Origin of the sequence: Streptomyces sp. NPDC058284 (assembly GCF_042881135.1) — a bacterium.
Classification (GTDB): Bacteria; Actinomycetota; Actinomycetes; order Streptomycetales; family Streptomycetaceae; genus Streptomyces.
Map to the genome: position 1 here is coordinate 90150 of NZ_JBHVYE010000010.1, position 12531 is coordinate 102680.

Below are 12531 nucleotides of genomic sequence, written 5' to 3' on the forward strand. Positions count from 1 at the left end.
ACGGCGACCGTCACGCCATGATGTCCTTCGCCCCGAACCGCGCCCACGCCGCCGAGCCGAACACGGCCGCGTACAGGCCCTGCATCTCCAGGTTCTTGATGATGTCCGACCAGTAGACGGGCTCGCGCATCAGGTCGGCGAAGGACAGCCAGTAGTGCGAGAAGAAGTACGGGTGCAGGCCGTGCAGCTGCGGGATCTGGTCGAGGATCTGGACCGTGATCAGCAGGCCGACGGTCGTCGCCATCGCCGCGATGCCGCTGCTGGTGAGCGTCGACACGAACAGGCCGAGCGCCGCCACGCCGACCAGTGACACGGCGACGACGAGCGCGATCAGCAGGGCCCGCAGCAGCCCTTCGCCGAAGCTCATGCGGGTGCCGGAGATCGTGGTGACCTCACCGAGCGGGAAGAGCAGCGCGCCGGTCGCGAGCGCGGACGCGGCCACGACCAGGGTCGCGACCAGGCAGAACGTCAGCGTGGTCGCGTACTTGACGAGGAGCAGCCGGGTCCGCCCCGCGGGCGCGACGAGCAGGTAGCGCAGCGTGCCCGCGCTCGCCTCCCCCGCGACGGCGTCACCGGCGACGACGCCGATCGCCATCGGCAGGAAGAACGGCAGCGTCGCGGCGAGCGCGGTGAAGACCAGGAACAGGCCGTTGTTGGTGACCTGAGCGATGAAGGCGGGCCCGCCATCGCCGCCGCCCCCGCCGATCGTGGAACCGTCGCTGGTCTCGATCCTGACGGCGACACCGACGAGGATCGGCACGGCGGCGAGCACCCCGAGCAGCGCGAGGGTCCGCCAGCGGCGGAAGGTGATCGTGAGCTCGCTGCGGAACAGGCCCAGGGTCCAGATCCGCCGCGGCTCCCGCACGCCCTCGCCCGCCGCCGTCCCGGTCACGTCCACCGCCTCAGCCCGCGACATCGAAGCCCTCCCCCGTCAGCGCCACGAACGCGTCCTCGAGCGAGGCCCGTTCGAGCCCGAAGCCGCGTACGCGGACGTCCGCGGCGACCAGTGCGGCGTTCAGCCCGGCCAGTTCCACGTCCTGGCCCGTCGCGTCCGGGCCCGGCGGTTCGCCCGTCACCCTGTCCTCCGTCACGACGAGATCCGTCACGCCCTGCTCCTTGAGGACGCGGGCGGCGTCGCCCGTGTCCGGTGTCGTCACGACGAGCCTGCCGCGCGCGCCCGCCGCGAGGTCGGCGACCGGGCCCTGGGTGATCAGGCGGCCCCGGGTCATCACGGCGGCGTGCGTGCAGACCTGCTCGATCTCGTCGAGGAGGTGCGAGGAGAGGAAGACCGTCGTGCCCTCAGCCGCCAGCTCCCGCACCAGCGTGCGGATCTCCCGCATGCCCTGCGGGTCCAGGCCGTTCGTCGGCTCGTCCAGGACGAGGAGCCTGCGCGGCTGGAGCAGCGCGGCGGCGAGCCCGAGCCGCTGCTTCATGCCGAGGGAGTACGCCTTCGCCTTCTTGCCCGCGGCCGCGGTGAGCCCGACCCGGTCCAGGGCCGCCTCGGCGCGCGCCCGGCGGGTCCGCGGATCGGCGTTCGGGTCCGCGGAGTCGTACCGCAGCAGGTTGTCGCGGCCCGACAGGAAGCCGTAGAGGGCGGGGCCCTCGATCAGCGCGCCCACGTGCGGCAGGACGGTGCGGGCGGCGCGCGGCATGGTGCGGCCGAGCACCCGGGCGTGGCCGGAGGTCGGCTCGATGAGGCCCATCAGCATGCGGATGGTGGTCGTCTTGCCCGAGCCGTTCGGCCCGAGGAAGCCGAAGACGCTGCCTTCGGGGACGGTGAGGTCGAGCCGGTCGACGGCGAGGTGCTTGCCGTAGCGCTTGGTGAGCGCGTGCGTCTCGATGACGTGCGCGCTCGGGTCGTCCCCCGTCCAAGCGGAAGCCTGTTGCGCCGAAGTGCCGCTGGTGCCCGGCACGCTGCCCTCCCGTCGTTCCACGAGACGGATGGAAGGCACCCTGTCGGCACCTTCCATCCGCCGTACGCCCAGTGACCCCGGGTCCAGTGGCCCCAGGCCATCCGCAGCACCGTCAGTGCGCCTCGTTCGCCGCCTTGACCAGCGCGTCCTTGGTGACCGCGCCCACGTAGACCTTGCCGTCGTCGGTGATGAGGGCGTTGATCAGGCGGGTCGAGAAGACCGTGCCGGAGCCGAACTCGCCGTTGACCTGGTCGCCCAGCGAGTCGAGCAGCTTCTGCGCGTCCGGCGGGACGTCGCCCGAGCCGGCCGTCGGCAGCCCCCGGCCGCCCGGCAGCTTCAGCTCGGCGATGGAGTTCCAGCCCTTGCCGATGATCTTCGGGCCGTTGAGGTCCCCCTCGGCGAACTCCTTGCCGTGCTTGCCACCCTTCCCGAAGCCGCGGCCCCGCTCGGCGTGCTCGTCGGCCTCGGTCACCTTCGTGCCCTTGGGCGGCGTGAAGTCGAACGTGGACGCGGACGGCTTGCCGAAGTCGACCTTCGTGAAGCCCGCGTCGACGACGGCCGCGCCGCCGGATGCCGGGGTCAGCGTGAACTTGAGCGGCGTGCCGGTCTTCTCGTCCACGGCGACCGTGATCCGGCCGACCGTCGAGCCGGCCTGCTTCGGCTTGATCACCAGGCGGTACGCGTCGCGGCCCGCGACCTGCGCGGTGCCGTCGACCTGCACGGACGTGGTGCCGTCCGCCGCCTTCAGGGCCTGCTCGGCGAATTCCTTGGGGGTGGTGGGCAGCTCCTCGGGTATCTCCCGGCCGCCCTTGGTGCGCTCGTCCCGGGAGGCGCCCGCGTCCTTCGCGTGGTAGGCCTCGTTCGACGCGCTGTCGTACGCCCACACGTCGTCGCCGTTGTGGATCATGCTGTACTCGGCGGCGTCCTCCAGGACGGACACCTTCTGCTTGTCGGGGCCTTCGGCCGCGACGCGCAGCGTGTGCGTGCCGGACGCCAGCTCCATCAGCTTGCTCTTGGGGTCGGCGGCCGAGCCACCGCGGTCGCCGTCCTCGCCGCGGTCCCCGCCGCCGGCGCCCGCGCCGAAGCCGCCCGCCATGCCGCCGATCGACGGAAGGCCCAGGTCAGTGCTGATTTTGACGTTGCCGGACAGCTGTTGGGTGTCCGACGCGGCGATCTTCTCGATGAGCTCCTGCGCGGTGACCTTCGGCAGGTCCGGGTCGCCCGACGTGGCGAGCGCCGGTACGAGCCCGATGGTCGCCGCCGCCACCCCCGCCACCGCGATCGGGACCGCGTAGCGGGCCGCCTTGCGGCGGGCGGCGCGCGGTTCGCCGGTCTCGCCGGTGTTCTTCTCCGGTTCGTACGGTGCCATTGTCTGCCTTACCTCCGTGGTCGGCGGCGGCCTTCCCTGTACGTGCCCTCGTCCACCCTGTGCCGCCATTCTCACCCGAATTGGTCAGGAGTGGTGGTTCTCTTCCGGGATCCATCCGACCAAATCGGCCGACCAGAAGCGTCAGACCCCGGGCGCAACTCCATGTACTGCCCTGGGATGACATGGAGGGGCCATTTCTCCCCCGACCAGTAGGGGACGGGCACGCCGACCGGCGGGTCCGGCACGGACCCGGGAGCGGGAGGCGTCAGCCCGCCCGGTGCACCACCAGGTCGCAGAGCTCGATCAGGGACGCCTTCGCGTCGCCGTCCGGCAGCGGGCCCAGCGCGGCCCGCGCGCTCTCCGCGTAGCACACGGTGTCCCGGCGGGCGTGCTCCAGCGCGGGGTGCTCGCGCAGCCGGGTCAGCACCTCGGCGTGCCGTGCGTCGTCGGTGAGGTCGGAGTCGAGCAGCTCGCACAGGGCGATGTCCTCGGCGAGGCCGAGCCGCGCGGCCCGCTCGCGAAGGCGCAGCACCGGCAGGGTGGGGATGCCCTCGCGCAGGTCCGTGCCCGGCGTCTTGCCCGACTCGTGCGAGTCGGACGCGATGTCGAGCACGTCGTCGGCGAGCTGGAAGGCGACGCCGAGCCGCTCGCCGTACTGCGTGAGCACGCTCACGACGGATTCGTCGGCGCCCGACATCATCGCGCCGAACCGGCAGGCCACGGCGACCAGCGAGCCGGTCTTGCCGCGGAGCACGTCGAGGTAGTGGTCGACCGGGTCGCGCCCCTCGGAGGGGCCCGCGGTCTCCAGGATCTGGCCGGTGACCAGGCGCTCGAAGGCCTCCGCCTGGATGCGGACGGCCTCCGGGCCGAGGTCGGCCAGGATGTAGGAGGCGCGGGCGAAGAGGAAGTCGCCGGTCAGGACGGCGACGGAGTTCCCCCAGCGCTGGTTGGCGCTCTCGACGCCGCGGCGCACCTCGGCGTCGTCCATCACGTCGTCGTGGTACAGCGTCGCGAGGTGCGTCAGCTCGACGACCACGGCGGACGGCACGATCCCCGGCGCGTACGGGTCGCCGAACTGGGCGGCGAGCATCACGAGCAGCGGGCGGAAACGCTTGCCCCCGGCACGGACGAGGTGCTGGGCGGCCTCGGTGATGAAGGGCACCTCGCTCTTGGTGGCCTCGAGCAGTCCCTCCTCGACAGCCGTCAACCCGACCTGGACATCGGCTTCGAGAGCCTGGTCCCGCACGCTCAGCCCGAAAGGCCCGACGACGGTCACGAGAGGTTCTCCTGTCTGCTGACGATCACATGGCCAACTCGGTCGATCATTGGATCTCGGTCGATGACACGGGTTTGTCGATGTGTCGCTGCCATCACTCAAGTCAGCGTATCCGGTCCACTTTCGATCACGGCGAGCACCTGCCCGCCCGTCGCACGCCGCCGCGCTGGTGAGGGCCTGGTGAGAGCCTGGCGCGGGCCTCTGCCACCGCCTCCGCGGGCCAGGCCGCGCGGCGGACAGGGCGCACCGGTATGTTCGTGATCAGCGTGATCAGCCCATAAGCCCGGGAAGACCGATCTGTGCCACAAGACCATCCCACGCCGGAGGACCGCCCCACGCCGGAGGACCGCCCCGCGCCGGAAGAACCGTAACGACCGGGAGACCCGTCCACTGAGGTTGCACTCATGCAGATCCGCGACTCCTTCCCGTACGAGACGACCCGCGAGGACATCCGCGTACCCCTCGCCGACGGGACCAAGCTCTACGCGCGCGTGTGGCGCCCGGTCACCGACGAGCCCGTACCCGTGCTCCTGGAGTACCTCCCCTACCGCCTCACCGACTGGACGGCGCCGTGCGACTGGCAGCGCCACCCCTGGTACGCGGGCCACGGCTACGCCTCCGTGCGCGTCGACGTCCGCGGCCACGGCAACAGCGAGGGGCTGCCCACCGACGAGTACTCGGCGCAGGAGCTGGCCGACGGCGTCGAGGTGGTCCACTGGCTGGCCGCGCAGGACTGGTCGAACGGCAAGGTCGGCATGTTCGGCATCTCCTGGGGCGGCTTCAACTCCCTCCAGATCGCGGCACTCGCCCCCGAGCCGCTCAAGGCCGTCGTCACGGTCTGCTCGGCCGACGACCGCTACGACAACGACGTGCACTACATGGGCGGCTCCGTCCTCGCGGTCGACATGCACGCGTGGGCGGCGACGATGCTGGCGTTCGCCTCGCGCCCGCCCGACCCGTACTTCGTCGGCGACGCGTGGCGCGAGATGTGGCTGACGCGCCTGGCCGCCGTCGAGCCCCTCATCCACACCTGGCTGCACCACCAGACCCGCGACGACTACTGGCGCCACGGCAGCGTCTGCGAGGACTACTCAGCGATCGGCGCGGCCGTCCTCGCGGTCGGCGGCTGGCACGACCCGTACCGCGACACGGTGCTGCGCCTGGTCGAGCACCTCCCCGACGACCGGGTACGCGGCCTGATCGGCCCCTGGTCGCACCAGTACCCGGACCGCGGCCTGCCGCCGGGCCCGGCGATCGGCTTCCTCCAGGAGACCCTGCGCTGGTGGGACCACCACCTCAAGGGCGTCGACACCGGGGTGATGGCCGAGCCGAAGCTCCGCTCCTGGATCAGCGACTCGCACCCGCCGGCGACGGTCCACCCGGAGCTGAGCGGCGGCTGGGTGGGCGACCCGTCCTGGCCGTCCCCCCACGTCACGCCCGTCGCGTACGCCCTCCAGGGCGCCCCCGTCGTCGTCGGCTCGCCCCAGCACACGGGCCTTGACGCGGGCCGCTTCTGCCCCTTCGGCAACGACGCGGACCTGCCGCCGGACCAGCGGGACGAGGACGCGAAGTCGGCGTGCTTCGAGTTCGAGGTGCCTTCGCGGGTACGGGTACTGGGGCGCCCCAGGGTGACGCTGCGGCTGCGGATGGACGTGCCGTACGGCCAGGCGGTCGCCCGCGTCTGCGACGTCGCACCGGACGGCTCCTCCACCCTGGTCACCCGGGGCGTGCTCAACCTCTCCGCCCGCAACGGCAGGGACCGCGCGGACGCCTGGCCGCTCGGCGCCACCGAGGACGTCACCTTCGAGCTCAACGGCATCGGCCACACCTTCCCGGCGGGCCACCGCATCCGCCTCGCGGTCTCCTCCGCGTACTGGCCCTGGATCTGGCCGCAGGCGGACTCGGTGGGCTTCACCCTCGACCCGGTGGGCAGCTCGCTCGAACTGCCCGTGCGCGAGGGCGACTTGGACCCCTCGATCACCTTCGAGCCACCGGAGCAGTCGGAGCCGCTGGGCGCGGCCCACCCCGCCACCCTGGACGAGCAGCGGCCCGAGCGCCTGGTCGTACGCGATGTCGCCAAGGGCGAGTGGCGTCTTGAGGTCGACCCGCGCCACGGCGGCACGCGCGTGTACCCCGACGGCCTGGAGTTCACCGAGGACGCGCTGGAGACGTACACGATCCAGGAGGACGACCCGCTGAGCGCCCGCACCCGCTCGGACTGGACGATCCGCCTGCACCGGCCCGAACTCGGCTGGGACGTGACGGTCGAGACGCGCTCGGAGATCACCTGCGACGCCGCGGACTTCATCACCTCGGACGAGGTGGTGTGCCGGGAGGGCGCCGAGGTCGTCTTCCACCGGACCTGGGAGAAGCGGATCCGGCGGACGGCGGGCTAGGGCCTGTCTTTCGGATCTGTCCGGGGTCGCGGGGCCTGGCACGCACATCTGCGGCGTTGTCGTCGGTTGCCAACGCTCCGCGTTGCCGCCCTCCTCCGCCTTGCAGCTGCACGCACCAGACCCCGCTCAAGCCCCACCCAAGGCAAGGCCACCCAAGTCCGGCCTGATCCGAAAGACAGACCCTAGGTCCTGCCCAGGAGACGTTCGAGGACCACGGCCACGCCGTCGTCCTCGTTCGAGAGGGCCAACTCGTCAGACACCGCCTTGAGTTCGTCGTGCGCGTTGGCCATGGCCACGCCGTGCGCCGCCCACAGGAACATGGGGATGTCATTGGGCATGTCCCCGAAGGCGATCGTGTCCGCGGCCGTCAGGCCGAGCCGTTCGGCGGCCAGCGCGAGCCCGGTCGCCTTGGTCACCCCGCACGGCTGGAGCTCGACCGTGCCGGGCCCCGACATGGTCACCGTCGCGAGCGAGCCCACCGCGTCCCGCGCCACCGCCGCCAACTCGTCGTCCGCCAGCGAAGGATGGCGCAACAGCACCTTGCTGATGGGCTCCTCCCACAGCACGTCACGGGCGGGCACCCGGACCGCGGGGAGGGTGGGGTGCGGCATCTCGTACCCCGGCTCGATGAGCGTGAGACCGTCCACGCCGTCCTGGTCCACCGCCGCGTAGACCTGCCCGACCTCGGCCTCGATCTTGCCGAGCGCGGTCTCACCGAGCTCGCGCTCCAGCGTCACCGACCACGCCATCCGGTCCGCCCCCGCGTCGTACAGCTGGGCCCCCTGGCCGCAGACGGCGAGGCCGTCGTAGCCGAGCGCGTCGAAGAGGGGCCGCACCCGCGGCGCGGGGCGGCCGGTCACTACGAGGTGCCGGGCACCCTGCTCCCCCACGGCGGCCAGTGCCCGCCTTGACCGGTCCGAGACCGTGTCGTCGCCGCGCAGCAGCGTCCCGTCCAGGTCAGTGGCGATGAGTGCATATGCGAGGGGAGCGGCCATGATCCAGAGAATACGGATCCTGGGCCCGGCCGGAAGCTGCTTGGCAAGGTGCGCATACGGGCGAGTGAGACCGAGGGGACGGGGGGCCTCCTCGGTTCACCGGAAAGTGGAAGATTAGATTCCGGCATGCCTCATTCCGACTACGCGCTACGGTCAACACCCCTTCGTCCACCCGGTCGTTCGGAGCACCGGCGCGAGGACCTGCGGACCTCCGGTCCGCCGCACACGCACGGCCACCCGCCACTTATTCGGACATTGCTGACTCTTTAGGCACTGCCGCAACAGGGGCCTCCACACGTAACGTGTGGCACACCCCTATGGAAAGCGAGGCAGGTACGCATGTCCGAGCAGACCCCGCTCGATCCGGCCGCCGGCGACCCCTTCGGCCTGCCCGAGGGCGACCCCTTCGGACCGCACAACCTTCCCTACGGCGTGTTCTCACTGGCCGGCGAGGCGGACGACCGGCGCAGGGTCGGGGTACGGCTCGGCGGTCACGTCCTGGACGCCGGTGCTGCGGCCGCCGCGCTCGGCGCCCCCTACGTATCGCTGCTCGCCCGGCCCACCCTGAACCCGCTGCTCGCCGCGGGCCGCAGGGCCTGGTCCGACGTGCGGCGCGCCCTGACGGCGTGGGTGACCGTGCCCGCCCACCAGGAGGTCGTACGCCCGCTGCTGCACCCTCTCTCCGAAGTGACCCTGCACCTGCCCTTCGAGGTCGCGGACTACGTCGACTTCTATGCCTCCGAGCACCACGCGAGCAACCTGGGCCAGATGTTCCGGCCGGACGCGCCGAGCCCGCTGACCCCCAACTGGAAGCACCTGCCCATCGGTTACCACGGCAGGTCCGGCACGGTGGTGGTCTCCGGGACCGAGGTCGTGCGCCCGAACGGCCAGCGCAAGGCGCCCGCCGACACGACTCCCATCTTCGGCCCCACGACCCGGCTCGACATCGAGGCGGAGGTGGGTTTCGTCGTCGGCGCCTCCTCGACGCACGGGACGCCCGTCCCCCTCGCGGACTTCCGCGAGCACGTCTTCGGGCTCACCCTCCTCAACGACTGGTCCGCGCGCGACATCCAGGCCTGGGAGTACGTCCCTCTGGGGCCGTTCCTCGGCAAGTCCTTCGCCACCTCGGTCTCCGCGTGGATCACCCCCCTCGAGGCCCTGGACTCGGCACGGATCGCACCGCCCGAGCGCACCCACGAGCTCCTGCCCTACCTGGACGACTCCACGGGCCCCGCGGCGGACGAGCCCGGCGGCTACGACCTGCGCATCACGGTGACGCTCAATGGGCGGGTCATCTCCGAACCGCCGTTCTCCACCGTGTACTGGACAGCGGCGCAGCAACTGGCGCACATGACGGTCAACGGCGCCTCGCTGCGCACCGGCGACCTGTACGGCTCGGGCACGGTCAGCGGTCCCGAGCCCGGTCAGTACGGCTCCCTGATCGAGATCACCTGGAACGGCCGCGACCCCCTCGAACTCCCCGACGGCAAGCGGACGTTCCTGGAGGACGGCGACGAGGTCACGCTCTCGGCCTGGGCCCCCGGCCCGCACGGCACCAAGGTGGGGCTCGGCGAGGTGACGGGCCGGATCGCGGCAGCGCGCTGACCCACCGAAGAGGCACCTCGGCCGCCCGCTTGTACCAAGTGCCTGACACAAGCGGGCGGCCGAGGTGGGCTTGTCCGGAAGCGCTGGACCACACGTGACCTCGGCAGGGACCCTCGAACGAGTCAAGGTGCCGACACTCGTTCACACGTGCGTGCAGACCTTTACGGGTTCCTGCCCGATACGCTGGTCGGACCGGTGAGACTCCACCCCATGGGAGCACTGATGCGTGTCGAACCCGAGGCTTCCGGGCCTACGTGGCCGGTCCCGCCCAAGGGTGGCTGGACCGCCGACGACCTGGACCGGCTTCCGAATCTGCCTCCGCACACGGAGCTGATCGACGGGAGCCTTGTCTTCGCGAGTCCGCAAAAAATTTTCCACGAGTCGGCAGTCGACTTCTTCAAGTGGCAGCTGCGTTCTCTGGCTCCACGCGGGTTGGCCGTCCGACGTGAAATGACGGTGGTGATCGACAGCCGCAATCGACCCGAGCCCGATGTTCTGGTGCTCCGCAAGGGTGTAGTGACAGGTCCTGGCCAGACGCAGTTCGACGTGGAAGACGTCATCCTGGCGATCGAGGTCGTTTCTCCTGACTCCGAGATCCGCGACCGCGAGGCCAAGCCGCAGAAGTACGCGAAGGCCGGGATTCCCCACTTCTGGCGAGTGGAGAATGATCGGGGCCGTCCCGTGGTCTATGTCTTCGAGCTGGAGCCCGCGTCCCGCCAGTACGCACCGACCGGGATCTTCCACGACGACCTCAAAGTCTCCGTCCCCTTCCCCATCACTCTGGACCTCGCCGAGATCATGCGGGATATCGAAGAGCCCGAGACCCCGTAGGGCTGTCCTGACCGGCTCCCACCCCCGGGAGCCGGCCGTGGCACGTCGGACCTACCAGTCCGGCTCCTCATCCCCCCAGTCCGGCTCCACCTCATCGCTGAGCGGCACCTCCGGCCCGCCCGGAGCCTCACCCGACGTCCCGTCCCCGGCAGGCGCCCCGCCCAGGAACTCCGCGACGACCCCGACCACGCCCTCGCCGTACGTCGCCCGCTTCTTCTCGCCCACGCCGCTGATGCCCGCGAGGTCCGCCACGGCGGCGGGCCGCAGCGTGGCGATCTCGCGCAGCGTGGCGTCGTGGAAGATCACGTACGCGGGGACGCCCTGCTCCTTCGCCTGGGCGCCACGCCAGGCGCGCAGCGCCTCGAAGAGCGGCACCGCCTCCTGCGGCAGCTCGGCGACCGCGGCCGACGACTTGGCCTTGCGCTCGCCCTTGGACGTCCGCGCCGCCGGCGCCCGCTTCGGCTCCTTGCGCAGCCGGACCTCGCGCTCCCTGCCGAGGACGGAACCGCTCGTCTCGGTGAGCACCAGCGTCCCGTACTCCCCCTCGACCGCGATCAGGCCCTGCGCGAGCAACTGCCGCACCACGCCCCGCCACTCGCCCTCCGCCAGTTCCTCGCCGATGCCGAAGACGGAGAGCTGGTCGTGGTCGAACTGGATGACCTTCGCGGTCTTCTTGCCCAGCAGGATGTCGATGATCTGGCCCGCGCCGAACTTCTGGCCGCGCTCGCGCTGCAGGCGTACGACCGTGGAGAGGACCTTCTGCGCCGCCACCGTGCCGTCCCATGTCTCGGGCGGGGCGAGGCAGGTGTCGCAGTTCCCGCAGGACTCCGGCGCCGTCGTCTCCTGGCCGAAGTACGTGAGGAGCTGGGCGCGGCGGCACTGCGCGGTCTCGCACAGCGCCAGCATCGAGTCCAGATGCGCGGCGGCCCGGCGCCGGAACGCCTCGTCGCCCTCGCTGCCCTGGATCATCTTGCGCTGCTGGACGACGTCCTGGAGGCCATACGCCATCCAGGCCGTCGAGGGCAGGCCGTCGCGGCCCGCGCGGCCCGTCTCCTGGTAGTACCCCTCGACCGACTTGGGCAGGTCGAGGTGGGCGACGAAGCGGACGTCCGGCTTGTCGATGCCCATGCCGAAGGCGATCGTGGCGCAGACGACGAGGCCCTCCTCCCGGAGGAAGCGGGACTGGTGGGTCGCGCGCGTGCCCGCGTCCAGACCCGCGTGGTACGGGACGGCCTCGATGCCGTTCTTGCAGAGGAACTCGGCGGTCTTCTCCACCGAATTGCGCGAGAGGCAGTAGACGATGCCGGCGTCGCCCGCGTGCTCCTCCTTCAGGAAGGACAGGAGCTGCTTCTTCGGCTCGGCCTTCGGCACGATGCGGTACTGGATGTTGGGGCGGTCGAAGCTCGCCACGAAGTGCTTGGCGTCCGGCATGCCGAGCCGCTGCGTGATCTCCCGGTGCGTGGCGTGCGTGGCCGTGGCCGTCAGGGCGAGCCGCGGCACGTCCGGCCAGCGCTCCCCGAGGAGCGAGAGCGCCAGGTAGTCGGGGCGGAAGTCGTGGCCCCACTGGGCGACGCAGTGCGCCTCGTCGATGGCGAAGACGGAGATCTTGGCCCGCGAGAGGAGGTCCAGGGTGGCGTCCAGGCGCAGCCGCTCAGGAGCGAGATAGAGCACGTCGAGCTCGCCCGCGACGAACTCCGCCTCCATCACGCGCCGCTCGTCGAAGTCCTGCGTGGAGTTGATGAACCCGGCCCGCACGCCGAGCGCCCGCAGCGCGTCCACCTGGTCCTGCATGAGCGCGATGAGCGGGGAGACCACGACGCCCGTGCCCGGCCTGACCAGGGCCGGGATCTGGTAGCAGAGGGACTTGCCGCCGCCGGTCGGCATGAGGACGACGGCGTCCCCGCCGCCCACCACGTGGTCGATGATCGCTTCCTGCTCGCCGCGGAAGGAGTCGTACCCGAAGACGCGGTGGAGCGTGCGCAGGGCGTCGCTCTCCGTCACGCCGTCGGCCGTCGCGCCCGGCACCGATACCGGCGCCGTCACCTCACTCATACTGTCGGTCCCATCCATCGCCCTGTCCCCCGCCGTACGTCCTGCCTCGACCACTGCCTCAACGATAGGGCTCTCCACCGACACCCCGGACAGT

General features: G+C 71.2%; 9 protein-coding genes. 3 read left to right on the forward strand and 6 right to left on the reverse strand.

All coding sequences use genetic code 11. The features are described from left to right. Positions 1–10 precede the first annotated feature (10 nt). From ACFVYR_RS16475 to ACFVYR_RS16490, 4 genes are all read right to left on the reverse strand, one after another. A complete protein-coding gene (locus ACFVYR_RS16475) occupies positions 11–916 on the reverse strand; it encodes an ABC transporter permease (RefSeq protein ID WP_384250573.1) in 906 nt (301 codons plus the stop codon). Continuing rightward, complete coding sequence (locus ACFVYR_RS16480; protein WP_384250767.1) at positions 903–1913, reverse strand: ABC transporter ATP-binding protein; 1011 nt, start codon at positions 1911–1913, stop codon at positions 903–905. The genes ACFVYR_RS16475 and ACFVYR_RS16480 overlap by 14 nt, the downstream gene beginning before the upstream one ends. Before the next feature lie 112 nt (positions 1914–2025). Continuing rightward, a complete protein-coding gene (locus ACFVYR_RS16485; RefSeq protein ID WP_384250576.1) occupies positions 2026–3282 on the reverse strand; it encodes an outer membrane lipoprotein carrier protein LolA in 1257 nt (418 codons plus the stop codon). 265 nt (positions 3283–3547) lie between these two features. Further along, positions 3548–4558 (reverse strand): polyprenyl synthetase family protein, encoded by a 1011-nt coding sequence (locus tag ACFVYR_RS16490; RefSeq protein ID WP_384250578.1) that lies wholly within the window; start codon positions 4556–4558, stop codon positions 3548–3550. Positions 4559–4962: 404 nt separating this feature from the next. Between ACFVYR_RS16490 and ACFVYR_RS16495 the strand changes: the two genes are divergently transcribed. Continuing rightward, positions 4963–6954, forward strand: coding sequence for a CocE/NonD family hydrolase (locus tag ACFVYR_RS16495; RefSeq protein ID WP_384250580.1), 1992 nt, complete (start codon positions 4963–4965; stop codon positions 6952–6954). A 182-nt stretch (positions 6955–7136) separates the two neighbouring features. On the opposite strand, the gene ACFVYR_RS16500 is transcribed toward ACFVYR_RS16495, so the two are convergent. Beyond that, positions 7137–7949, reverse strand: coding sequence for an HAD family hydrolase (locus ACFVYR_RS16500; RefSeq protein ID WP_384250582.1), 813 nt, complete (start codon positions 7947–7949; stop codon positions 7137–7139). A 339-nt stretch (positions 7950–8288) separates the two neighbouring features. Here ACFVYR_RS16500 and fahA point away from each other — a divergent pair, with 339 nt between their 5' ends. Further along, entirely contained in the window at positions 8289–9554 is a 1266-nt protein-coding gene (fahA, locus tag ACFVYR_RS16505; RefSeq protein WP_384250584.1) for a fumarylacetoacetase, read from the forward strand. A gap of 222 nt (positions 9555–9776) precedes the next feature. Continuing rightward, entirely contained in the window at positions 9777–10385 is a 609-nt protein-coding gene (locus ACFVYR_RS16510) for a Uma2 family endonuclease (RefSeq protein WP_384250769.1), read from the forward strand. Positions 10386–10436: 51 nt separating this feature from the next. Here the strand turns inward: ACFVYR_RS16510 and recQ are convergent, their stop codons facing one another. Beyond that, positions 10437–12437, reverse strand: coding sequence for a DNA helicase RecQ (gene recQ, locus ACFVYR_RS16515; protein WP_384250587.1), 2001 nt, complete (start codon positions 12435–12437; stop codon positions 10437–10439). Positions 12438–12531: the final 94 nt, after the last annotated feature.